Genomic DNA, 21539 nt, shown 5'->3' on the forward strand with positions numbered 1-21539 from the left:
GCCACATCGCGTTAATCGACCGTTTCATAAAACGGCATTGTGAAGACGCGGCATCCCCACGACATGCTGGGTCGTAGCTGACGTGATCCACCGGGATCACGCCAAGTCTGATTTCAACAGGAGCGCATGATGCGCAATCTTATCAAGTCGAGCTTTCTCTGGCAGTTTACTGGCGGTTTTGTTCTGGGTGCGCTGGGTCTCCTTGCGTTCCAGCCCGCCGAGGCAACGCAGCCGGTGTATGGCGCGCCCGTGCACACCGCGCCCGCCCAGCGCTGAGCCTGCTGAATCCCGGTGATCGGTCGCCGAAAGGCATTCCGCGCCGGGGCTGGAAACGTCATCGAGACGCCCCACATGATCAACATGCACACGCCCCTTTTCGCAACGCTCGCCGCCGTCGGACTCGCCGGTGCGGTCATCGCCACCGGTTCTGCGCAGGCAGAGCGCGCGGTCATCATCCCGGCCGCGACCGTCGATGTCCCGCGGACGGGCGGCCTGCAGACCGCAGTGTTGGCGGGGGGCTGTTTCTGGGGGCTCGAGGCGGTGTTCGAGCATGTCCGCGGCGTCAAGGGCGTGACCGCAGGCTATGCCGGCGGGACCAAGGCGACCGCGACCTATGAGCAGGTGTCGAGCGAAACCACGCGGCATGCCGAGGCGGTGCGGATCAGCTATGATCCCCGCGTCGTGAGCTACGCCACGCTGCTGCGCGTCTATTTTTCGATCGCGCATGATCCGACGCAACTGAACCGCCAGGGTCCCGACAGCGGCACCAGCTATCGCTCCGCGATCTTCCCGCAGTCCCCGCAGCAGGCGCAGGTCGCACGCGCCTATATCTCACAACTCGGTCAGACGCGGGCGTTCGCGCGGCCGATCGTCACGACGCTGGAAACCGGCAGCTTCTATCCCGCCGAAGCCTATCATCAGAACTTTTTCGACCGGAATCCGACGCATCCCTACATCGTCGCCTGGGACAAGCCCAAGCTCGCGGCGTTCCGCAAGGCCTTCCCGACGATCGCCAGCTGACGCCGGCTGATCGCTTTAGGCAGACACGGCGATCCGCGTGTCCGGTCGCTGCGCGGCGACCGGAAAGCGCAGCATCCGGTCCGCGACCGGCAACAGCGCCTGCGCACCCCTGCCCACGGCGCGGATGATCTCGGGATGGTCGACGTCCAGCCCGCCCGTCAGCGATCCGAAGGCGGGCAGGATCAGCTTGGTCTCGGTCGCGACGAAACACCGTCGCGCGACCTGCTTGCCGCGCAGCCGAAGCCGCAATTTGGGATGGAAATGGCCCGAGAGTTCGGGTCGGGTTTCACGGGGATCGGCCTCGTGGCGCAGTACCAGGCCATCGACACAGGCCTCGTCGACGACCGTGCCACCGCACCGGTCGAGGATCATCGGGTCATGATTGCCCGTGATCCAGGTCCAGTGCGTCTTTTGCGTCATGGCGCGCAGCATCTCCTGCGCGCGCTGCGGCAGCCGGACGCAGCCGTCGTTGTCATGGAAACTGTCGCCGAGACACCAGATCTCGGTCGCGCCGGTCGCATCGAGCACGGCGGCGAGTTCGGTCAAGGTCGCGATCGAATCATAAGGTGGCAGCATCTGGCCACGGCTGGCGAACCAGCTCGCCTTCTCGAAATGCAGGTCGGCGACCAGCAAGGCGTGTCGCGCGGGCCAGTAAACCGCACCTGCCGCCAGCGCCGAAAGCGTGTGTCCGCCGAACGAAAAGGGAACCATCAGGTGGCCATGCCGTCGGTCGACGTTCGAATCAAGCGATTGTGCAGCGCAGCGTCGAACACTTGCGCATGGCTGCAATCGGCGTAAAGCGCGCCGTCCCATCAGGAGGAGCGCTTTTCGCGCCATGTCGTCCGTCGCCGGAACACCCCAGCCCGCTGAAACGTCCACCGATCTGTCGGCGGCGCATCTTCACCCGCACCCGGCGCTTGCCGCGCTGACCGTGGGGGCGATCGGCGTGGTGTTCGGCGATATCGGCACCAGCCCGCTCTATGCCTTTCGCGAAGCGCTCGGCCAGAGTGCGGCGGGCGGGATCGATCCGAGCGAGATTCTCGGCGTGCTCAGCCTCGCGCTGTGGTCGCTGTTCCTCGTCGTCACGGTAAAATACGTCATTTTCCTGATGCGCGCGGACAATCAGGGCGAGGGCGGCGTGCTTGCGCTCGCAGCGCTTGCAAGGCGGGCCTTGGGGGTGCGCTCGAAGATCGCGATCGTGCTCGGGGCCGCCGGTGCGTCGCTGTTCTACGGCGATGCGATCATCACGCCCGCACTGTCCGTCCTCTCGGCGATGGAAGGGCTGCGCACGATCCCGAGCGCTGCGCACATCTTCAACGAAGGCGTGGTGCGCGCGTTGACGATCGCGATTCTCATCGTCCTGTTCGTGATCCAGTCGCGCGGCACGGCGCATGTCTCGAAGCTGTTCGGTCCGGTCTGCATCGTCTGGTTCGTCGCGATCGGTGCGCTGGGCGTGTGGCATATCGCCGACGAGCCCTCGATCGTCCGCGTCTTCTCGCCGACCTACGGCGTCGCGTTTCTCGCGACCCACGGCGTCACCGGGCTGTTCGTGCTCGGCGCGGTGTTCCTGACCGTCACCGGCGCGGAAGCGCTGACCGCGGACATGGGCCATTTCGGCAAGCTGCCGATCCGCATCGGCTGGTTCTTCCTCGTCTTTCCCGCGCTCGCGCTCAACTATCTGGGGCAGGGCGCGTTCGCGCTGTCGCAGCTCGAGGATGCCGCGCGTCGGGGCGTCCCGTTCGTCAATCAGGACTGGTTCTTCCTGATGGCACCCGAATCACTGCGCCCCGCGCTGATCATCCTCGCGGGCTTCGCGACGGTCATCGCCAGCCAGGCGGTGATCACCGGCGCGTTCAGCCTGACGCAGCAGGCGATCCAGCTCGGCCTGCTGCCGCGGCTGCGCATCCGCCAGACCTCGGCGGTGTTCGCCGGGCAGATCTACCTTCCCGCGATCAACTGGCTGCTGCTGATCGGCGTGCTGGTGCTGGTGATCCAGTTCAAGACCTCGTCGGCGATGGCTGCGGCGTATGGTATCGCGGTGACCGGCACGATGGTCGTCACCACGCTGCTCGCCTATATCGTCGTGCGCCACCGCTGGAACTGGTCGCGGCCGCTGGCGCTGGCGGCGATCCTGCCGTTCCTGACGCTCGACCTGATCTTCTTCGGCGCGAACATCCTGCGCGTGATCGAGGGCGGCTGGGTGCCGCTGGTGATCGCGGCGTCGATCGGGCTGATCATCTTCACCTGGGTGCGCGGCAAGAAAATCGTCAGCGCGTTCGAGAAGCGGCAGAGCATCCCGCTCAGCGATCTTGCAGCCGCGCTCGAGAAGCGCCCGCCCGAGCGTGTGTCGGGGACCGCGGTGTTCCTCACCGCCAATCCGCACGCCACGCCCGGCGCGCTGCTCCACAATTTGAAGCACAACAAGGTTCTGCACGAGCGCAACCTGATCGTCAGCATCCGCACCGCGGATCGCCCGTTCGTCGATCAGGCAGGCCGCGCCAAGGTCGAGCGGGTCGATGACAATTTCTCGATCGTCGTGCTGACCTACGGCTTCATGGAATCGCCCGACGTACCGCGCGATCTCGGTGTCGGCGCCAAGACCGAGCAGCTCGGGCTCGACCCGATGCGGACGTCGTTCTTCATCGGCCGCAACACGCTCAAGCCCGACGCGGAAAAGGGCATGCCGCCCTGGCAGGACCGGATCTTCATGTTCCTGCAGCGCAACGCGAGCGATCCGACCGATTTCCTGCGGATCCCGCCGGGCAAGGTGCTCGAACTCGGCGAGCAGGTGACGGTCTAGACTCCCTCTCCCCTAGGGGGAGAGGGAAGGGGCCCGCACGGCGAAGCCGGGTGGGAAGGGTGAGGGGCTTGAGGCTACGGACGATGATCCCAATGCCCCTCACCCTTCCGTCGCCTGCGGCTCCTCCCTCCCTCTCCCCCGGGGGGAGAGGGACGAGCGGTCATCCCGCGAACGCCTTGACCAGATCGTACAGATAGTCGCGGCCGTCATAGAGCGATGCAATCCGGATCCGTTCGTTCAGGCCGTGGATGCCGCCCATGTCCTTGTCGATGAACACGCCCGGCGCGCCATAGACCGGGATGCCGATCGCCTCGAAGAAGATCCCGTCGGTCGCGCCGGTCGACATCAACGGCAGGATCGGCAGGCCGGGGAAGTGCTTGGCCGCGACCTTCGTCACCGGGCCCATGATCTTGGGATCGAGCGTCGGCGGGATCGCGGTCGGCCGGACCGGCTGGTTCGCGGTCACGCTCACCTTGGTACCGGCGAGCGACTTCAGCTTCGCCAGCGTGCCGTCGACCGTCTCGCCGGGAAAGATCCGGCAGTTCACATTCGCGGTCGCGCGCTGCGGCAGCGCGTTTTCGGCATGGCCCGCACTCAGCAGCGTCGCGACACAGGTGGTGCGCAGCGTCGAATGCATCGCCTTGTCGCGGCTGACGATCGCGTCCGCCGCCTTGTCCTGCGGGTTGGCGAGCAGGCGCGTGATCGCGTCGCCCATCGTGCCCGGCATCGCCTTTGCACTCGCGGCGAAGAAGGCGCGCGTCGTGTCGGTGAAGGTCACGGGGAATTCATGGCCCTGCACCGCCTTCACCGCATCGGCGAGTTCGTAGATCGCGTTGTCGGGCGTCGGCTGGGAGCTGTGCCCGCCGGGATTGGTCGCGGTGAAGGTGTAATTCTGCGCGGCCTTCTCACCGACCTGGATCGCCAGCAGCTGGCGCTTGCCATTATCGTCGAGCCGCCCACCGCCGCCCTCGTTCAACGCGAATTCGGCGGCGATCAGGTCGGGCCTGCTTGCGGCGAGATATTGCGCGCCGTTCCACGCGAAGGTCGTCTCCTCGCCACAGGTCAGCGCGAGCTTGATCGTCCGCTTCGGCGTATAGCCCGACGTCTTGAAGCGGATCATCGCGTCGGACCAGATCGCCGCCTGCGCCTTGTCGTCGACGGTGCCGCGGGCATAATAATAGCCGCCCTCCTCGATCAGCGTGAACGGATCGCGCACCCAGTCCTCGCGCTTGGCCTCGACGACGTCGAGATGGCCGAGCAGCAGCATCGGCTTGATCGACGCGTCCGACCCCTTCAGCACCGCGACCAGCCCGCCATCCTTGGGATGCTCGGGCACCGAGAAATAGGTGATGTCGGCATCGGCATAGCCCGCGCTTTTCAGCCGCGCGCCGATCTGCGCGGCGGCCTGTGTGCAACTGCCCGACGACAGCGTCGTGTTGGTCTCGACCAGCTCCTTGTAGAGTCCGAAGAACGCCTTCTGGTCGGGGCGGCTCTGCGCAAATCCCGTACCGGGCATGGTGACGACACTGGCCGTCAGCATCATTCCCGCCATCACCCTGCTTACTGCGCGCATCGTCGTCCCCTTGATCGTTTATTGCAGCAGCGTTGCAGCGAATGATCGATCACGCAACCTCAACGCGGCGGGACATTGCGCGGCAGGGCAAGCCGCACCTCGCGATTGGCAAAGTCGATGTCGACGCGGCGGAACAGCATGAGCGCATCCATGCCGAGCAGGATCGCGGGCCGTTCCGCCAGTCCGAACTGGCGAAAGGGCGGGGCGTCGACGGCCGTCAGCGCGATCGGCAGGCTGGTGATCGTCAGGCTGCCGATCATGACGCGATCGATCGTCGAATAGTCCGCCATCACCGTCTGTCCGGTGACACCGGTCAGCGCGATCGATTGCGACCGGACCGGCTTGCGCAACAGCTTGCGGCGCAGTGCGGCATTGCCCATGCTGACCGACGACCCGGTATCGATGATCACGCGGATCCGGACGCCGTTGCAATAGGCGTCGGTGACGACGAGCTGGCCGAACAGACTTCGTGCCCGGACGACGATCTCGCCCCGCTCGGTTCGCTCGCGGCGGTTGCGCCGGCGCGCGGGCGTCACGGTCATCGTGCGGGTGTCGAAATCGATTCCCACCGCGCGTCCCTGCAGCGTGTCGATCCCCAGCAGCCCCAGCGCACCCAGATTCTGCGCGGCGATCGCGGGCGCCTCGATTGCCGGGGTGTCGATCGTGCCGACCCGCAGCGCCGGGATGATCACGGTCGCGACGTTGTCCGATCCGGTCATGCCCGTGACGCGGACGATCCGGCCGGGCGCAAGCCGCAACACCGCCGCAAGCTCGCGTGAGATCACGGTGCGTTGCGCGCCGGTATCGACGACGAACTTCTGCGGACTGGTGCCCGCGATCGACACGGGCACGGTCATCCTGCTCTCGTCCTGCCCGAACAGCATCACCGTGTTTGCTGCAGATGCTGCATCATCGACCGGTGCAGCATAAGCGGGCGGGGCGGCGGGTTGCGGGGTAGCGTCCGGGGCAGACTGCTGGGCCGCAGCCGGGGCAGCGATGATGAGCAACACCGGGCCTGACCACCTGCGCATGACCCGATGCTGCGCCCGAAACCGACGGACGACAAGTCGTTCGTCCCTGGTTCGTCTCGGGTCCGTTCAGTCGATCCGCATCGCCTCGGCCGCCAGCGCCTCCGCCTCGATCAGCAGGGCGTCGTCGGACGTGTTGGTGGTGACCTTCTCGCGCCCGATCAGCGTCAGGATCGGCACCGCGAGCGGCGTCACGCGCTCGAGGTCGACATGCAGCATCGTTTCCGCCGCGCGGTCGAGCAGCCCGGCCAGTCGCCCGACATCGGTCATCCGTGCGCGCGCATCCGCCCAGGCCGCCTCGAGCAGCAAATGCGTCGGCTCGTATTTGCGGAGTACGTCATAGATCAGGTCGGTCGAGAAGGTGACCTGGCGTCCGGTCTTGCGCTTGCCGGGATGCTGGCGCTCGACCAGCCCGCCGATCACCGCGACCTCGCGAAACGCGCGTTTGAGCAGGTGCGATTGCTGCACCCAGTCGACGAACTCATGTTCGAGAATATCGGCGGAGAACAGCGATGCCGGGTCGGTGATCTTGTCGATCCCGTACACCGCCAGAGCATAGTCGTTCGCGACGAAGCCGAGCGGTTTCAGCCCCTGCGTTTCCATCCGCCGGGTGATCAGCATGCCGAGCGACTGGTGCGCGTTCCACCCCTCGAAGCTGTAGGCGACCATGTAATGCCGCCCTTCGCGCGGGAAGGTTTCGACCAGCAGCTGACCGGGTTCGGGCAGGACCGAGCGAAGCCGCTGATATTCGAGCCATTCGCGCACATCGTCGGGAAACCGCGCCCATTCGCCAGGATGCGCCAGGAACCCGCGGACGCGGTCGGCGAGGTTGGTCGACAGCGGCATCCGGCTGCCGCCATAGGTCGGGATCCGCGCAGGCTTGGAGGTTGCGCGGACGACCAGGTCCTCGGTGTCCATCTTCACCACCTCGAGGCTGAGCCCGGCGAAGAAGAAGGTGTCGCCGGGGCTGAGCTGCGCCGCGAAGCCTTCCTCGACGCGGCCGAGCGCGCGGCCATTGCCGAACCGCACGTTGAGCATCGTCGCCTCGACGATGATCCCCGCGTTCAGCCGGTGCTGGCCGATGAACTTCGGGTGGCTGATCCGCCATGTGCCGTCCGCATCCTGCGTCAGCCGCTTGAACCGGTCATAGGCCTTGAGCGCATAGCCGCCGTCGCTGATGAAGCCGAGCACGCGCGAGAAGGTCTCGGCCGGCAGCGCGGAATAAGGGAGGGCCGAGCGGACCTCGTCGAGCAGGTCCTCCTCGCGGAACGGCGCGGCGCAGGCGCAGGCCATCACATGCTGCGCCAGCACGTCGAGCGCGCCGACGCGGAACAGGTCGGGATCGAGCTCGCCCGCCTCGACCGCGTCCAATGCGGCGCGCGCCTCGAGATATTCGAACCGGTTGCCGGGGACGAGGATCGCCTTGCTCGCTTCGTCGAGCCGGTGATTGGCGCGGCCGATGCGCTGGAGCAGCCGCGACGAGCCCTTGGGCGCGCCCATCTGGATCACGCAGTCGACATTGCCCCAGTCGACGCCGAGGTCGAGGCTCGCGGTCGCGACCAGCGCGCGCAGCTTGCCCTCCGCCATCGCGCCCTCGACCTTGCGCCGCGCCTCGCGTGCGAGGCTGCCATGATGGACGCCGATCGGCAGCGTGTTCGCATTCACCTTCCACAGATCCTGGAAGATCAGCTCGGCGAGGCTGCGCGTGTTGCAGAACACGATCGTCGTCGCATGCTTCTCGATTTCCGCCATCACCTGCTCGGCGGCATAGCGGCCCGAATGGCCCGACCACGGGATGCGACCCTCGGGCAGCAGGATCGCGATGTCCGGATCCGCGCCCGCCTCGCCCTGCACCATCGCGACCTGGTCGATATCGCCGTCGGGGGCGAGCCATGCGCGATAGCCGTCGGCATCCGCGACCGTCGCCGACAGCGCGACGCGCCGCATGCCCGGCGAGATTGTCTGCAACCGCGCCATGCACAGCGAGAGCAGGTCGCCGCGCTTGCCCGTCGCAAACGCATGGACCTCGTCGATCACGATCGTGCGGATGCCCTCGAACATCGTGATGCTGTCGGGATAGCTGAGCAGCAGCGAGAGCGATTCGGGCGTCGTCAGCAGGATCTGCGGCGGTTTCACGCGTTGCCGCGCCTTGCGGTCCGACGGCGTGTCGCCGGTGCGCGTCTCGACGCGGATGTCGACTCCCATTTCCTCGATCGGCGTCAGCAGGTTGCGCTGGACGTCGACCGCGAGCGCTTTCAACGGCGAGACATAAAGTGTGTGGAGCCCGCTGGTCGGCTCCTCGATCAACTCGGCGAGCGTCGGCAGGAACCCGGCGAGCGTCTTGCCTGCCCCCGTCGCCGCGACCAGCAGCGCGTGGTGCCCGGCGCGTCCCTGCGCCAGCATGTCGGTCTGATGCCGGCGCGGCCGCCAGCCCCGTGTCGCGAACCAGTCATCGAGTTGGGGGGGAAGGTCGCTCACGGCCTGTTCACGCATGGTCGTCATATGGGTGCACTATGCCGCAACGCCATGGACGGCGCCCGCCCGGTCGGCGATTTGTCGGACCATCGATCTGTTTAGCCTGTGAAAGACCAACCTTGTCGATTCTTCGCCATCTCGCGCCGCTGTCCCTGATCGCGCTGTTGCCCTTTGCCAATGCGACGGCGGCGACGCAGAAGTTCGTCGGCGCAGGCGGCACGGTTCGCCTCGCCTATCCGTCGAGCCTGACCCCGACGCGCAACTTTGCCGGCCGCGCGTTGATGACCAGCGGCTGGCGGACGATGTGGGACGGCACGCTGCCCGGGCGGGGCGTCGGCATCGTCCGGTTCTGGCAGGTCGCAAAGCCGACCGACGGGCAGGGGCAGGTGACCGAGATGATCCAGGTCGGCTTCAGCCGGAGCACGGCGGTGATCGCGCGCTGCACCACCGACGGGCTGACATCGGCGAACAGCCGCCGCCTCGCCGATCGCACGCTCGGCGGCCAGCGCTGGGCGACCTATGAGACGGGCGACGCCGGGATGAGCCAGCAGGTCCGAGCACTCACGCTGCGCAGCGTCATCGGCGGCACCTGCTACGCGGTCGACCGGATCACCTATGCGGCCAAGGCGGGATCGCCGCCGCCGCGCAATGCACCGACCCAGGCGGTTGCCGCGGCGCGGATGGATGCGATCCTGAAGTCAGTCAAGGTCGGCCGGCGGCGCTAGGCGGCCGCGCCGGTGTCGCTCCGCTGTCGCGCGTGGCACCGCAGCCATGGCTCGGGCGTAGTAGCATGATGGCAAAACTCGGCGACTGGCTCGAACCGCATCCGCACGGCATCCTCGTCAAGCCGATCGACGCATGGATCGATCCGTCGATCCCGAGCGAGAGGGCGCTCGTCACGCACGGCCATGCGGATCATGCGCGCGGCGGCCATGCCGCGGTCTGGGCGACGCCCGAGACGCTGGCGATCATGGACGCGCGCTATGGTCCGCAATCGGGTCACCCGGTCGCCTATGGCGAGACGATCCGCATGGGCGAGGTCGATATCGGTTTCGTCCCCGCCGGCCATGTCCTGGGTTCGGCGCAGATCGTGCTCGACTATCGCGGCGAACGGGTGGTCGTCTCGGGCGATTACAAGCGGCGGAGCGATCCGACCTGCACGCCGTTCGAGCCCGTCAAATGCGACGTCTTCGTCACCGAGGCGACCTTTGGCCTGCCGGTCTTCCGCCACCCCGATACCGGCGACGAGATCGACAAGCTGATCGCCGCATTGCACGCCAATCCCGACCGCTGCGTGCTGGTCGGGGCCTATGCGCTCGGCAAGGCGCAGCGCGTGATCGCCGAACTTCGCGCGCGGGGGCATGAGGCGCCGATCTACATCCATGGTGCGCTCCAGCGTCTGTGCGACCTCTACGCCGATCACGGCGTCCGGCTGGGTACCTTGCTGCCGGTTGCGGACGCCAAGAAGGCCGACATGGCGGGGCATGTCGTGATGTGCCCGCCCGGCGCGCTCAACGATCGCTGGTCGCGGCGGCTGCCCGATCCGATCACCGCTATGGCGAGCGGCTGGATGCGCGTCCGCGGGCGCGCGCGGCAGAAGAATGTCGAATTGCCGCTGATCCTGAGCGACCATGCCGACTGGGACGAGCTCATCGACACGCTCGCCGAGATCGCACCGCGCGAGGTATGGGTTACGCATGGCCGTGAGGATGCGCTCGTTCACTGGTGCATGACCCGCCAGATCAAGGCGCGCGCGCTGGCGCTGGTCGGGTTCGAGGACGAGGACGACTAGGCGGATACCGTCCGTGCGGCGGGGGTGATACGTGTTTTGCGCCACGGCAACCGGCGCCGCTCGAGCAGCGACCGCCACGCCCATTCGACCGGTGCGATGCTGAACGCACGCAGATAGGCATTGGCGAGCCACAACAGGCCGATATTGATCGCCAGCGCGATCCCCATCAGCGCCGCCCAGCCGAACTCGCCGTACAGCCCGAGCGCGAAGGGCGGGAACAGGATCCACAGGCCGATGATCGTCTGCAGCACGTAGAGCGACAGCGCGGTCCGGCCCGCGGCGGCGAAGGGGCGCAACAGCCGCGCGCCGAGGATCGTCCCGACCAGCAGATGGACAGCGCCGACATGGCCGAGCGTCATCGCCAGCCGGCTGACCTCCGCGGTAGCCCAGAGCGTCTTCGGCGCAGTGTCGAAGCGCATCTGCTCCGCCGCGCCGATCATCCGCAGCGGGATCGCGATCCCGTAGGCGACCAGCGTCATCCGTACGTAGAAGACGCGCGATCGTCCGCCCTGCAGGATGCCGAGCCTGTACAGCGCCGCGCCGATCAGCATCACGCCGGCCGCTTCCCACACGAACACCAGCTCGAGCCCACGGCTCTGCAGATAGGCGATGACACTCCACTGATACGCCGCCCAGGTCATGAAGCTGCCCGTACGCGCCTTGTCCTCGGCGGCGATCCGCGCAGCATCCTCGGCCTTGGTCTTGGCGCGTCTTGCAGCCCCCTCGGCGACCTTGGTCAGCAGCGTGCGGTCCGCGGCGGTGACCGGTCGCCCGGCGCGCTGCGCGCTTTCGATCGCGGCGACCTGCGCCTGGGTCTGCGTGGTGGAGACATAGCCGTAGGTGCCGCCGGCGAACTGCAGCGCCGCCGCCGACAGGCCGATGGTCAGAAGCAGGCGGGGGCGCAGTCCGCGAAACAGGAAGGCGATCAGTGCCGCGAGGCCATAGGTGTGGAGGATGTCGCCCGGCCACAGCAGGACGAGGATGTGCACCACGCCGAACGCAAACAGCAGCAGGTTACGCGCATAATAGCGCTTCATCACCACGCGCGTCCCCGCCAGTTGCGCGGCGCGGTCGGTCAGGATCACCATCCCGGCGCCGAACAGCATCTCGAGCATGCAGCGGGCGGTGCCGTTGGCGATCACCTCGCGCAGCCACCAGGCGATCTGGTCCTGTGTGGTCCAGCCGAAATGCCGGATATCGTCGAATGACGCGTAGAGCGACCCGCCCATGTCGTTGATGTTCATGAACAGGATGCCGAGGATCGCGATCCCGCGCAGGATATCGAGCACCGCGATACGTGGCGCGCCATCGGGCTCGGCCGCGGTCATCGGTGGCGACGTCGCCACGCGCTCGGCGTCGCCATCACGGCTGGCGGAAAGGTCGTTCATCGGTCTGGGCCCCCCCGTGATGCAAGCCGGACGCTACGCCGATCCGGTGCGAAGGCAAGCGTCAGCCCGTACCCTCGAGCGCCCGCGCCCGGCGGCGTTGTACCGAACTGCCGATGCCGAGCGCCTCGCGATATTTGGCAACGGTGCGCCGGGCAATGTCGAAGCCCTTGCCGTCGAGCAATTCCACCAAAGTATCGTCGGACAGGATCTTGGCACCCTCGTTCGCGATCAGCGCCTTGATCGCGCTCTTGACCGCCTGCGCCGACACCGCATCGCCGCCGTCCGCCGACTGGATCGCCGAGGTGAAGAAATATTTCAGCTCGTACAGGCCGCGCCCGCACGAGACATATTTGTTGCTGGTCACGCGGCTGACGGTCGATTCGTGCATCTCGATCGCGTCGGCAACCATCCGCAGCGTCATCGGCCTGAGATGTGCGACGCCGTGGAGGAAGAACGCCTCCTGCTGCTTCACGATCTCGGTTGCGACCTTGATGATCGTGCGCTGCCGCTGGTCGAGCGCCTTGACCAGCCAATTCGCGCTGGCGAGACACTCGCTGAGCCACGCCTTCGACGCCTTGTCCTGCTCGCCGCGCGCCAGTTCGGTGTAATAGCTGCGGTTGACGAGGATGCGGGGCAGCGTCGCGGTGTTGATCTCGATGCTCCAGCCCGTCTTGGTCCGCGCGACGAACAGGTCGGGCACGACCGCGCGGCTCGGCTCGCCGCCGAACCGGCATCCGGGCTTCGGATCATAGCCGCGCAGCTCGCGGATCATGTCCGCCATGTCCTCGTCATCGACCTGGCACAGGCGCTTCAGACGCCCGATCTCGCCCCGCGCCAGCAGGTCGAGATTGTCGATGAGCCGCGCCATGCAGGGGTCATAGCGATCCGCCTCCCGCGCCTGGATCGTCAGGCATTCGGCCAGGTCGCGCGCGCCCACCCCGGTGGGGTCGAAGGTCTGGATCACCGCCAGGACATGCTCGACCCGGGCAAGCGCGACGCCCAGCCGGTTGGCGATCTCGAGCAGCGGCACGGTGAGATATCCCGCCTCGTCGATCTGGTCGATCAGATGCGCCGCGACGAACGCATCGTCCGCGGCGATCGCGGGGCCCGCCTGTGCCAGCAGATGATCCGCAAGGCTGAGTCCGGTATCGGCAAAGCCGTCCAGATCGAGACCGTTCCCGTCGCCATCGCTGCCACCGCCCGCGCCGGCCCCGCTCATCGACAGCGCGCCGTCGGTGCCGCTGCCACCGTCGGCGACGCTGTCCTGGTGATGGCTTTCGGTCGCATAGTCGATGTCGAGCGCGGGCTCGTCGCTGCCGACACTGCCGCTCACCAGCTCGTCGGCGGCGACGCGTTCGTCGCGGGGGGCGGCGTCGTCAGGTTCCGGTCCGGCGTCGCGGTCGGGTCTGTCGCCATCGTCCGCGGCGCCCGCCTCAAGCAGCGGATTGCGCTCGATCTCCTCGGCGATGAACCCCTCGATCTCCAGGTTCGACAATGCCAGCAGCTTGATCGCCTGCTGCAGCTGCGGGGTCATCACCAGCGACTGCGATTGGCGAAGGTCCAGGCGAGGCGCGAGGCTCATGACACTAGAGCGAGAAGCCCTCGCCCAGATAGAGGCGGCGGACGTTCGCGTCGGCAACCAGTTCGGCCGGGCTGCCCGAGAACAGCACGCGGCCATCGTAGATGATGTAGGCGCGGTCGACGATGTCGAGCGTCTCGCGGACATTGTGGTCGGTGATCAGCACGCCGATATCGCGGCGCTTGAGATCCTTCACGAGGTCGCGAATGTCGGCGATCGAGATCGGATCGATGCCCGCAAACGGCTCGTCGAGCAGCATGATCGACGGCTCGGCGGCCAGCGCGCGGGCGATCTCCGCCCGGCGCCGCTCGCCGCCCGACAGCGCCATCGCGGGCGCGGCGCGCAGCCGGGTCAGGCCGAACTCCTCGAGCAGCGTGTCGAGCTTGCGCTCGCGCACCGCCTTGTCGGGCTCGGACAGCTCGAGCACCGTCAGGATGTTCTTCTCGATCGTCAGCCCGCGGAAGATCGAGGTTTCCTGCGGCAGATAGCCAAGACCCAGGATCGCGCGCCGATACATGGGCAGGCGCGTGATATCGTCGCCGTCGAGCATGATCCGGCCCGAATCGGGCTTCACCAGCCCCATCACGGAGTAGAAGCACGTCGTCTTGCCGGCGCCGTTCGGCCCGAGCAGCCCGACCACCTCGCCACGCCCGACCGACACCGACACATCGGTCAGGACGGTGCGCTTGTCATAGGATTTGGCGATCGACACGACCTGAAGGCCGTTGGTCGTGGGCGCTTCGACGATCGCGTCGCCGTGCGGGCCGGGGGTTTCGATCGGGGGCAGCGTGGGGGCATCCATCAGGCTTTGGCCTTGCTGAGGGCGGGCGGGTAAAAGCGGCTGGCGCTCGGCTGGCGGGTTTCGCGGATGACCGGCGGTGCGCGCATCGGATCAGTTGCGCTTGGGAACCGAGAAGGTGCCCGTCACGCGCCCGCCCGTCTGGGTCACGGTGCCGCCGCTGGCCGTCGCGCCGCCGCTGCCGCGGACCGACGATCCGTCGATCACCGCGCGACCGGTGTCGAGGTTCATCGTCAGCCGCCCGCCATTCACGGTGTTGCCACCCTGGGTCAGCGTCACCGCGCCGAGCATCGTGATCACCCGCCGGTTGAGGTCGTAGATCGCATATTGGCTCTTCGCGGTCTGGTCCGGCCGGCGCACCGTCACGCCGCCCGACGCGTCGAGGCGCGACACCTGCGGGTTCCCGCCGACCACTTCGCCGGTATAGGCCACCGTCATCCGCGCCGAATTCAGCGTCATGTCCGCCTGCTTGACCGACACGCTTCCGTTCAGCACCGCACGGTTCGCCTTGTCCTGCAGCTCGATATGGTCCGCACCGAAATCGATCGGCGCGTTCGAGTTGTGCGCACGTTGCGCGGAGACGCCGGTCGCCGCGAGCGCGGAGAGCATCAGGAGGACGGAGCTTGGTATGAGGCGCATGGCGGCTATTTCGGCCCTCGCGGCACGATCCGCAAGCGCGCATTGCCGTCGAGCCTGACGGTGCGGGCTTCCAGATCGGCATGCAGCTTGTTTGCACTGAACACGCCCTGCGGCACGGTTCCCGTCACCGCACTGCCGCTGTCCATCGTCCGCGCGCGCATGTCGAGCGTCGCATTGGTGGTTTTCAGGTCATAGCCGTTGGGAGCGGTGACGTTGAGCGGGCCGTTCAGCTGCACCTTCTCGGTGTCCATGTCGTAGCGCCCGGAATTCGCCCTGATGTTGGCGGGGCCGTCGGCGAGCTGGAGCTGCGCGCTCAGCGTGTTGAGCTGCACGATCGGCTCCGCCGAACTCTTCTGGATCGCCGAGCGGGCGTCGAGCGTGAACGCCTGGCCCTTCGAATCCTGCCCGCGATATTGCGCGGCCTGCAGCTTCATGCGCTCCTGCGCGACCTCGACCTTGTTCTTGTCGAGCACGAACGACACGTCGCCGCCCGCGGTCAGCGGCGCCATCACAAGGAATGCGGTCAGCACGCCGATCGCGGTCGGCAGGCCGAGTCGCGCCAGTCCGACGACGCGGTCGTGGCGGCTGCCCGGCGCCGCCCAGACCTGACGCGGCGAGCGGGCCTGCCGGATCGTCTTCGCCGATGCGTCGGACGGGGGCGCCATGGTCATGTCAGGCGTGCGCGAAGATGTCGATCTCGGGCCATCCGGCGAGATCGAGCGCGGCACGGGTCGGCAGGAAGTCGAAGCATTTCTGCGCGAGCTCCATGCGGCCTTCGCGAATCAGCCGCTTGTCGAGCTCTTCCTTCATCCGGTGCAGGAAACGGACGTCGGACGCGGCATAGTCTTTCTGCGCCTCGCTGAGATTCGGGCTCCCCCAGTCGGAGGATTGCTGCTGCTTCGACACGTCCTGGCCCAGCAGTTCGCGGACCAGCTCCTTGAGGCCGTGCCGGTCGGTATAGGTCCGGACCAGTCGCGACGCGATCTTGGTGCAATAGGCCGGCGCCGCGACGACGCCGAGATAATGCTGGACCGCGGCGATATCGAATCGTCCGAAATGGTAGAGTTTCAGCCGCTCCGGATCCGCGAGCAGCGCCTTGAGGTTGGGCGCCGCATAGTCGCTGTCGGCCGCGAACCGGACGAGATGTTCATCTGCGCCGCCATCCGACAGCTGCACGACGCAGAGCCGGTCGCGCGGCGTGATGAGGCCCATGGTCTCGGTGTCGACGGCAATCGAGGCGCCCGGTGCGAAGATCCCGGACGGGATGTCGCCTTCATGAAGATACACTGTCATGCGGTGGCCCTAGCGGTCGGGGGCGCCTTGCTCAATGGTCCTCCGCGATGACGCGGGTGCGCCATGCTTTTGCCGCGATCATCGCCAATGGAGCAAGCGGACAAGATTCTGTTCGCGATAGCTTGATTTTTGCGCTATGCCCTTCCCCAAGGCGCAAAAGGTTTCGCGCCCGAGGGCCCGCGTTCGTCGTCCGGACACGCCGGCTTTTGGAGAGATTTTGCGGGCGAACCGGGAAGACGATCAGGGCTTATGGGTTTCGATAAAGGTGGCCGCGGGAACCGTGGCGGGCGTGGCCGCGACAAGCGCGACAGCTTCGGCGGCGGCAGCGACGATTTCGGTGGCGGCAGCAGCTTCGGCGGCGGCGGTGACCGGTTCGGCGGCGGCGGCAGCAGCTATGGTGGCGGTGGCAGCAGCTACGGCGGCGGCAGCAGCTTCGGCGGCGGCGGTGATCGCTTCGGCGGCGGCGGCGGTGGCGGCGGTGGTTACCGCGGCGGCGGCGGCGGCGGCGGCTTCAGTGGCGGCGGCGGTGGCGCCGGGCGCGGCATGCCCCCCCAGGTCGTTGGTGAAGGCACCGGCGTCGTAAAGTTCTTCAACGCACAGAAGGGCTTCGGCTTCGTCGTTCGCGATGACGGCGGCGAGGACGTGTTCGTGCACATCAGCGCAGTCGAGCAGGCTGGCATGGTCGCTCTCGCTGAGGGTCAGCCGCTCGGCTTCACGCTCGTTGATCGTGGTGGCCGCATCTCGGCAACCGATCTCAAGATCGATGGCGAGCCGATGGCCGTGACCGATCGTGGTCCGCCGCGTGATCGCGATGCCGGCCCGGGTGCACCCCGTGGCGGTGCCGATCGTGGTGCAGGCGGCGCGCCGCAGCGCCAGCTGACCGGTGAGAAGGCAACGGGTACGGTCAAGTTCTTCAACGCGATGAAGGGCTTCGGCTTCATTCAGCGCGATGATGGCCAGCCTGACGCGTTCGTGCACATCTCGGCGGTCGAGCGTGCCGGCATGGCCACGCTGAACGAGGGCGACAAGCTCGAGTTCGAGCTCGAAGTCGATCGTCGCGGCAAGTATGCAGCGGTCAACCTGAGCGCAGGCGGCTAATCCCGTCCGTCCGGTCATCGGGGTTTTTCGAACCAGCATGACGATCGGACATAGCCTGATAGCGGCCGGTCTCGCACTTGCGGGGCCGGCCGTTGCCGTTCTGGCGCAGGGCGCAACGGCGCCCCAGCCCGCCACGCGCACATTGGCCGCTCCTGCGCCCGCGCCAGCCGTGCCGATCCTGTCGGTCAGCATCGTGGCCCGCTATCCGCACGATGCGACGGCATTCACCGAAGGCCTGTTGTGGCACGACGGCGCGCTCTACGAGAGCACAGGCAAGGAGGGGCAGTCCGATGTCCGCCGCGTCACTCTCGATGGTCGTATCGTCGCGCGCCGCCGGATCGATCCGGCACAGTTCGGCGAGGGGCTCGGGCTGTGGAAGAACGAGCTGATCAGTCTGACCTGGCATGACGGCATCGCGCACCGCTGGGACGCCCGCACGCTCAAGCCGACCGGCACCAACCGCTATGCGGGCGAGGGCTGGGGCCTGACGAGCGACAGGGACGGCCTGATCCAGTCCGACGGCAGCGCGTCGTTGATCCTGCGCGATCCCAGGACATTGGCCGAGCGTCGCCGGATCGGCGTGACGATCGACGGACGTCCGCTGACGCAGCTCAACGAACTCGAATATGTCGACGGTGCGATCCTCGCCAATGTCTGGCAGACGGGATATCTCGTCCGCATCGCCCCCGGCACCGGTCGCGTCACCGCGATCATCGACCTGCGTCCGCTGGTTGCCGAGATCGGCGCCCGCGACCGCGACGCGGTGCTCAACGGCATCGCCTGGGATGCCGCGAAGAAGCGGCTGTTCGTCACCGGCAAGCTCTGGCCAACCCTGTTCGAGATCCGGATCAACGGCTAGGGCGCGGGAATCATCCGGCGGAGCGTGTCGATCCGGTCGGCCTCGGCCGCGGGCTTGTCCGTCCGGATCCGCGCGATCCGCGGAAACCGCATCGCAATCCCCGACTTGTGCCGCTTCGACTCCTGCAGCGCGTCGAACGCGATTTCGAGCACCATCGTCTTGGCGACCTCGCGCACCGGCCCGAACCGGTTGAGCGTGTTCTTGCGGACGAACGAATCGAGCATCCGGAGCTCCTCGTCGGTAATCCCCGAATAGGCCTTGCCGACCGGCAGCAGTTCGCCTTCCTCGGTCCAGCAGCCAAAGGTATAGTCCGAATAATAAGAGGACCGCCGGCCGCTGCCCCGCTGCGCGTACATCATCACGCAATCCGCGGTGAGCGGGTCGCGCTTCCATTTATACCACAGCCCGACGCGGCGACCGCCGACATAGGGCGAATCGCGGCGCTTGAGCATCACGCCCTCGATCGCCGAGTCGCGCGCACCCGCGCGCACCGCCTCGAGCGCGGTGAAGTCCACGGCGTCGATGACCTGGCTCAGGTCGAACCGCTCGGCATCGAGCTGCGGCACGAACGCCTCGAGCCGCGTGCGTCGCTCGGTCCAGGGCAGCGCGCGCAGATCCTCGTCGCCATCGATCAACAGGTCATAGAGGCGGACAAAGGCCGGATACTCGGCCAGCATCTTCGCCGACACCGTCTTGCGCCCCAGCCGCTGCTGCAGCGCGTTGAAGCTCGCCGCGCCGCCGCCCTCCTCCAGCGTGCCGCCCTGATGCTCGCCCTTGACCAGCAATTCGCCATCGACCGTCCCCGGCGTGACGAAGGCGGCGGCGATTTCGGGGAAGCTCGCGGTCACGTCGTCGCCGGTCCGGCTGTAGAGTCGCGTTTCACCCGCGACATGGACGATCTGCACGCGGATCCCGTCCCATTTCCACTCCGCCGCATAGTCGGCGAGGTCGACGCGCAGATCCTCCAGACCATGGGCGAGCATGAAGGGACGGAAGACGGGGACGTTGGCGGGGGTCGGTTGCGCGCCATGCCCCTCCGCCCAGGCGAACAGCGTCGGATAGGGGGCTGCCAGGCCATGCCAGACTTCCTCGACCGCATCGACGTCGAGCCCGAACGCATCCGCCAGCGCGGTCTTCGCCAACCGCGACGAAACGCCGATCCGCAGCCCGCCGGTCGCCATCTTGAGCAGTGCGAAGCGCTCCTCCGCATCCGACCGATCTAGCATCGCGGCAAGCGCCGCCGGCGCCTCGGCGCGCGACAGCGTCATCAGCCGGTCGACCACCTGCGAGATCGACAGCGGTTCGGCGGGCACCGGATCCGGTCCCAAGGGCTCGGGCTCTGGCCACAGCAGGGCGACGGTCTCGGCGGTATCGCCGACATAATCGCGGCTCATCCGGAAGAGGACGGGATCGATACGGTCCTCGATCAATCCGCGGATGACCGCCGATTTGACGCCCGGCAGATCGAGATCGCCGGTCAGCGCCGCCATCGCCCAGCCACGATCGGGGTCGGGCGTCACGCGCAGATAATCGCCGATCAGCTTCAGCTTCGCATTGCGCGACCGCGTATAGGTGAGGGCATCGAGGAGCGCGGCGAAAGCATGCATGATCCGACAACGCGCCGCCCGGCACTCGGCTCCGGGCCGGCGTCCACGTCGCTGCGGGCGCTACATCAAAAAGGCCCCCGCCGTTACCGGCGAGGGCCCTGTCGTGGCATTGACGTCGTGGCATCGGCGCGGGCCGATGCCATCTTGTCGCGTCAGTCGATCGCGTTCTTGATTCCCTTGCCGGCCAGCAGGCCGAGCACCAGGAAAATGACGAACAGCGCGATCGCGATGAAGAACAGCACCTTGGCGATGCCGATAAACGCCCCGCCGACGCCGCCAAATCCGAGCAGGGCCAGCACGAGGCCGATGATCAAGAAGGTGATGGCGAGCTTCAACATGGGCATTCTCCTGTTCCTGACAGAACCCGTCCCGCCCATGTCGGTTCCGACACGGGCGGGACGGGCGCCCGGGTTCAGGCCTTGCGGCTGGCTTCGAACAGGAACCAGGCGCGTTCCTCGGCCTGGTCGGTCCATTCGTCGACGATGCCGCTGGTGGCATTGTCCTTGGCCTCGTCCGCGGCGTCCTTGACGATCCGGAACTGTTCGACGAGCTTCAGATTGTCTTCGCGCAGCTCGGCGAGCATTTCGGTCGGTCCGACGAAATCCTTGTCATTGTCCGGGATGCTCTGGTGGCGCGAAATGTCACCGATCGAGCGCAGCGTCGTGTTGCCCGTCTTGCGGACGCGCTCGGCGATCGCATCGGTCACGCCCAGGATCTGTGCCGCCTGGTCATCGAGCAACAGATGATAGTCACGGAAATGCGGACCCGACATGTGCCAGTGGAAGTTCTTGGTCTTCAGATACAACGCATAGCAATCGGCGAGCGAGGCATTGAGCGCCTCGGCAACCGTCTTCGTGCTGTTGCTGACGAGATCGGTGGGCGTGTCGAGTGCGGGGTTGGTGGCGGGCATCGAAAACTCCATGCATGGGAATGTCTGTGGATCGTTGCGTCAACGAAGCGATAGCCGAAATGCTCCCGCTGCGCATGTGCCATTCCTCATCTGAGTGATCGCCCCGCTAGATCAATCGCGCAGCGCTGAGGCCCAGAATGACCCCCAGGAGCACGAATATCAGCCCGATGCCGGTGCGCAGTCGGGCGAGCGGCCATCGGCGCCACGCGGCTTCACCCATCATCGCCGCGGGGACGATCACCACCAGCGATCCGATCGTCGCGCCTACCGCGGCCAGCATCGGTACGGCACTGCGGAGCGCAAGCGCGGCCACGATGAACTGTATGCCGTCGCCGAACGCGAGGATGAACAGCCCGAGCATCGTGGTGGCGATCGCGCCGGTCCGCCAGCCGCGCAGCGGATCGGGCGCCTTGACCGGCAGCAGCGCACCGCCGCCCTGGAGGATCAGCGCCAGCGCCAGCATCAGCTGTCGCGCATTGGGGGTCAGCAGCGGCGCGACCGCGATCCCGCCCGCGACCGCCAGGCTGCCCGCGAGCAGCAACGCGACCGCCGCGGCGAGGATCACCAGCCGCGGCTTGCGATACCGATCGGACAGGATCGCGGCGAGCCACGCGGTCCGATCGCCGACCTGCGCCAGCGCGGCGGCGACGAGCGCCGCCATCAGCGCGTCCATCGCTAA

General features: G+C 67.1%; 21 protein-coding genes. 7 read left to right on the forward strand and 14 right to left on the reverse strand.

Translation table 11 applies throughout. The features are described 5' to 3' along the window. The first annotated feature begins 126 nt into the window (after nucleotides 1-126). Together IFT87_RS06385 and msrA are read left to right on the forward strand one after the other, a co-directional pair. A complete protein-coding gene (locus IFT87_RS06385; RefSeq protein WP_192008216.1) occupies nucleotides 127-276 on the forward strand; it encodes a hypothetical protein in 150 nt (49 codons plus the stop codon). 84 nt (nucleotides 277-360) lie between these two features. Further along, nucleotides 361-1020: a peptide-methionine (S)-S-oxide reductase MsrA gene (gene msrA, locus IFT87_RS06390; RefSeq protein WP_037529969.1), complete on the forward strand. Its 660-nt coding sequence runs from the start codon at nucleotides 361-363 to the stop codon at nucleotides 1018-1020. A gap of 15 nt (nucleotides 1021-1035) precedes the next feature. Here msrA and pdeM read toward each other — a convergent pair whose 3' ends face one another. Then, complete coding sequence (pdeM, locus tag IFT87_RS06395) at nucleotides 1036-1731, reverse strand: ligase-associated DNA damage response endonuclease PdeM (protein WP_052149152.1); 696 nt, start codon at nucleotides 1729-1731, stop codon at nucleotides 1036-1038. Nucleotides 1732-1855: 124 nt separating this feature from the next. Between pdeM and IFT87_RS06400 the strand changes: the two genes are divergently transcribed. Further along, nucleotides 1856-3820: a potassium transporter Kup gene (locus tag IFT87_RS06400; protein WP_052149153.1), complete on the forward strand. Its 1965-nt coding sequence runs from the start codon at nucleotides 1856-1858 to the stop codon at nucleotides 3818-3820. A 160-nt stretch (nucleotides 3821-3980) separates the two neighbouring features. Here the strand turns inward: IFT87_RS06400 and IFT87_RS06405 are convergent, their stop codons facing one another. From IFT87_RS06405 to IFT87_RS06415, 3 genes are all read right to left on the reverse strand, one after another. Next, the gene (locus tag IFT87_RS06405; RefSeq protein WP_426290462.1) at nucleotides 3981-5372 is read right to left on the reverse strand and encodes a M20/M25/M40 family metallo-hydrolase; all 1392 of its coding nucleotides are present in this window, start codon (nucleotides 5370-5372) and stop codon (nucleotides 3981-3983) included. An 80-nt stretch (nucleotides 5373-5452) separates the two neighbouring features. Continuing rightward, nucleotides 5453-6403, reverse strand: coding sequence for an aspartyl protease family protein (locus IFT87_RS06410; RefSeq protein WP_192007900.1), 951 nt, complete (start codon nucleotides 6401-6403; stop codon nucleotides 5453-5455). A gap of 87 nt (nucleotides 6404-6490) precedes the next feature. Next, nucleotides 6491-8914: a ligase-associated DNA damage response DEXH box helicase gene (locus IFT87_RS06415; RefSeq protein WP_084215165.1), complete on the reverse strand. Its 2424-nt coding sequence runs from the start codon at nucleotides 8912-8914 to the stop codon at nucleotides 6491-6493. 101 nt (nucleotides 8915-9015) lie between these two features. On the opposite strand from IFT87_RS06415, the gene IFT87_RS06420 reads away from it, so the two are divergent. Next, a complete protein-coding gene (locus tag IFT87_RS06420; RefSeq protein WP_031438832.1) occupies nucleotides 9016-9621 on the forward strand; it encodes a hypothetical protein in 606 nt (201 codons plus the stop codon). A gap of 68 nt (nucleotides 9622-9689) precedes the next feature. After that, nucleotides 9690-10688 (forward strand): ligase-associated DNA damage response exonuclease, encoded by a 999-nt coding sequence (locus tag IFT87_RS06425; protein ID WP_031438833.1) that lies wholly within the window; start codon nucleotides 9690-9692, stop codon nucleotides 10686-10688. Here the strand turns inward: IFT87_RS06425 and IFT87_RS06430 are convergent. The 6 genes from IFT87_RS06430 to IFT87_RS06455 form a co-directional block, all read right to left on the reverse strand. Continuing rightward, nucleotides 10685-12076 (reverse strand): DUF418 domain-containing protein, encoded by a 1392-nt coding sequence (locus IFT87_RS06430; protein ID WP_084215164.1) that lies wholly within the window; start codon nucleotides 12074-12076, stop codon nucleotides 10685-10687. The genes IFT87_RS06425 and IFT87_RS06430 overlap by 4 nt on opposite strands. A gap of 61 nt (nucleotides 12077-12137) precedes the next feature. Beyond that, nucleotides 12138-13658, reverse strand: coding sequence for an RNA polymerase factor sigma-54 (gene rpoN / locus IFT87_RS06435; RefSeq protein ID WP_037529967.1), 1521 nt, complete (start codon nucleotides 13656-13658; stop codon nucleotides 12138-12140). A 4-nt stretch (nucleotides 13659-13662) separates the two neighbouring features. Next, nucleotides 13663-14457 carry an LPS export ABC transporter ATP-binding protein gene (gene lptB, locus IFT87_RS06440; RefSeq protein WP_107045271.1) on the reverse strand — a complete coding sequence of 265 codons (795 nt, stop codon included), beginning with the start codon at nucleotides 14455-14457 and terminating at the stop codon, nucleotides 13663-13665. Nucleotides 14458-14547: 90 nt separating this feature from the next. Next, complete coding sequence (locus IFT87_RS06445; protein WP_031438837.1) at nucleotides 14548-15093, reverse strand: LptA/OstA family protein; 546 nt, start codon at nucleotides 15091-15093, stop codon at nucleotides 14548-14550. Nucleotides 15094-15098: 5 nt separating this feature from the next. Beyond that, entirely contained in the window at nucleotides 15099-15764 is a 666-nt protein-coding gene (gene lptC / locus IFT87_RS06450) for an LPS export ABC transporter periplasmic protein LptC (protein ID WP_235188218.1), read from the reverse strand. A 1-nt stretch (nucleotide 15765) separates the two neighbouring features. After that, the gene (locus tag IFT87_RS06455; protein ID WP_031438839.1) at nucleotides 15766-16386 is read right to left on the reverse strand and encodes a ribonuclease D; all 621 of its coding nucleotides are present in this window, start codon (nucleotides 16384-16386) and stop codon (nucleotides 15766-15768) included. A 249-nt stretch (nucleotides 16387-16635) separates the two neighbouring features. Between IFT87_RS06455 and IFT87_RS20690 the strand changes: the two genes are divergently transcribed. Both IFT87_RS20690 and IFT87_RS06465 read left to right on the forward strand, forming a co-directional pair. Further along, on the forward strand, nucleotides 16636-17484 hold the full coding sequence (locus IFT87_RS20690) for a cold-shock protein (protein WP_183936044.1): 849 nt from the start codon (nucleotides 16636-16638) through the stop codon (nucleotides 17482-17484). A 37-nt stretch (nucleotides 17485-17521) separates the two neighbouring features. After that, a complete protein-coding gene (locus tag IFT87_RS06465; RefSeq protein WP_192007902.1) occupies nucleotides 17522-18343 on the forward strand; it encodes a glutaminyl-peptide cyclotransferase in 822 nt (273 codons plus the stop codon). Here IFT87_RS06465 and IFT87_RS06470 read toward each other — a convergent pair. From IFT87_RS06470 to IFT87_RS06485, 4 genes are all read right to left on the reverse strand, one after another. Beyond that, complete coding sequence (locus IFT87_RS06470) at nucleotides 18340-19950, reverse strand: cisplatin damage response ATP-dependent DNA ligase (RefSeq protein ID WP_037529944.1); 1611 nt, start codon at nucleotides 19948-19950, stop codon at nucleotides 18340-18342. The two genes, IFT87_RS06465 and IFT87_RS06470, sit on opposite strands and share 4 nt — an antisense overlap. A 152-nt stretch (nucleotides 19951-20102) precedes the next feature. Beyond that, entirely contained in the window at nucleotides 20103-20288 is a 186-nt protein-coding gene (locus IFT87_RS06475) for a DUF1328 domain-containing protein (protein ID WP_031395540.1), read from the reverse strand. Between the two features lie 74 nt (nucleotides 20289-20362). Next, entirely contained in the window at nucleotides 20363-20860 is a 498-nt protein-coding gene (locus IFT87_RS06480) for a Dps family protein (protein WP_031438858.1), read from the reverse strand. Between the two features lie 106 nt (nucleotides 20861-20966). Beyond that, complete coding sequence (locus IFT87_RS06485; protein WP_192007904.1) at nucleotides 20967-21533, reverse strand: TMEM165/GDT1 family protein; 567 nt, start codon at nucleotides 21531-21533, stop codon at nucleotides 20967-20969. Nucleotides 21534-21539: the final 6 nt, after the last annotated feature.

This window comes from Sphingomonas sp. CFBP 8765, from assembly GCF_014841445.1.
Lineage (GTDB): Bacteria > Pseudomonadota > Alphaproteobacteria > Sphingomonadales > Sphingomonadaceae > Sphingomonas > Sphingomonas aerolata.

Coding starts and splice junctions, on each gene's coding strand:
- IFT87_RS06385 (WP_192008216.1), top strand. CDS start 127: ATGATGCGCAATCTTATCAAGTCGAGCTTTCTCTGGCAGTTTACTGGC.
- msrA (WP_037529969.1), top strand. CDS start 361: ATGCACACGCCCCTTTTCGCAACGCTCGCCGCCGTCGGACTCGCCGGT.
- pdeM (WP_052149152.1), bottom strand. CDS start 1,731: ATGGTTCCCTTTTCGTTCGGCGGACACACGCTTTCGGCGCTGGCGGCA.
- IFT87_RS06400 (WP_052149153.1), top strand. CDS start 1,856: ATGTCGTCCGTCGCCGGAACACCCCAGCCCGCTGAAACGTCCACCGAT.
- IFT87_RS06405 (WP_426290462.1), bottom strand. CDS start 5,372: ATGGCGGGAATGATGCTGACGGCCAGTGTCGTCACCATGCCCGGTACG.
- IFT87_RS06415 (WP_084215165.1), bottom strand. CDS start 8,914: ATGCGTGAACAGGCCGTGAGCGACCTTCCCCCCCAACTCGATGACTGG.
- IFT87_RS06425 (WP_031438833.1), top strand. CDS start 9,690: ATGGCAAAACTCGGCGACTGGCTCGAACCGCATCCGCACGGCATCCTC.
- IFT87_RS06430 (WP_084215164.1), bottom strand. CDS start 12,076: ATGAACGACCTTTCCGCCAGCCGTGATGGCGACGCCGAGCGCGTGGCG.
- rpoN (WP_037529967.1), bottom strand. CDS start 13,658: ATGAGCCTCGCGCCTCGCCTGGACCTTCGCCAATCGCAGTCGCTGGTG.
- lptB (WP_107045271.1), bottom strand. CDS start 14,457: ATGGATGCCCCCACGCTGCCCCCGATCGAAACCCCCGGCCCGCACGGC.
- IFT87_RS06445 (WP_031438837.1), bottom strand. CDS start 15,093: ATGCGCCTCATACCAAGCTCCGTCCTCCTGATGCTCTCCGCGCTCGCG.
- lptC (WP_235188218.1), bottom strand. CDS start 15,764: ATGACCATGGCGCCCCCGTCCGACGCATCGGCGAAGACGATCCGGCAG.
- IFT87_RS06455 (WP_031438839.1), bottom strand. CDS start 16,386: ATGACAGTGTATCTTCATGAAGGCGACATCCCGTCCGGGATCTTCGCA.
- IFT87_RS20690 (WP_183936044.1), top strand. CDS start 16,636: ATGGGTTTCGATAAAGGTGGCCGCGGGAACCGTGGCGGGCGTGGCCGC.
- IFT87_RS06465 (WP_192007902.1), top strand. CDS start 17,522: ATGACGATCGGACATAGCCTGATAGCGGCCGGTCTCGCACTTGCGGGG.
- IFT87_RS06470 (WP_037529944.1), bottom strand. CDS start 19,950: ATGCATGCTTTCGCCGCGCTCCTCGATGCCCTCACCTATACGCGGTCG.
- IFT87_RS06475 (WP_031395540.1), bottom strand. CDS start 20,288: ATGTTGAAGCTCGCCATCACCTTCTTGATCATCGGCCTCGTGCTGGCC.
- IFT87_RS06480 (WP_031438858.1), bottom strand. CDS start 20,860: ATGCCCGCCACCAACCCCGCACTCGACACGCCCACCGATCTCGTCAGC.
- IFT87_RS06485 (WP_192007904.1), bottom strand. CDS start 21,533: ATGGACGCGCTGATGGCGGCGCTCGTCGCCGCCGCGCTGGCGCAGGTC.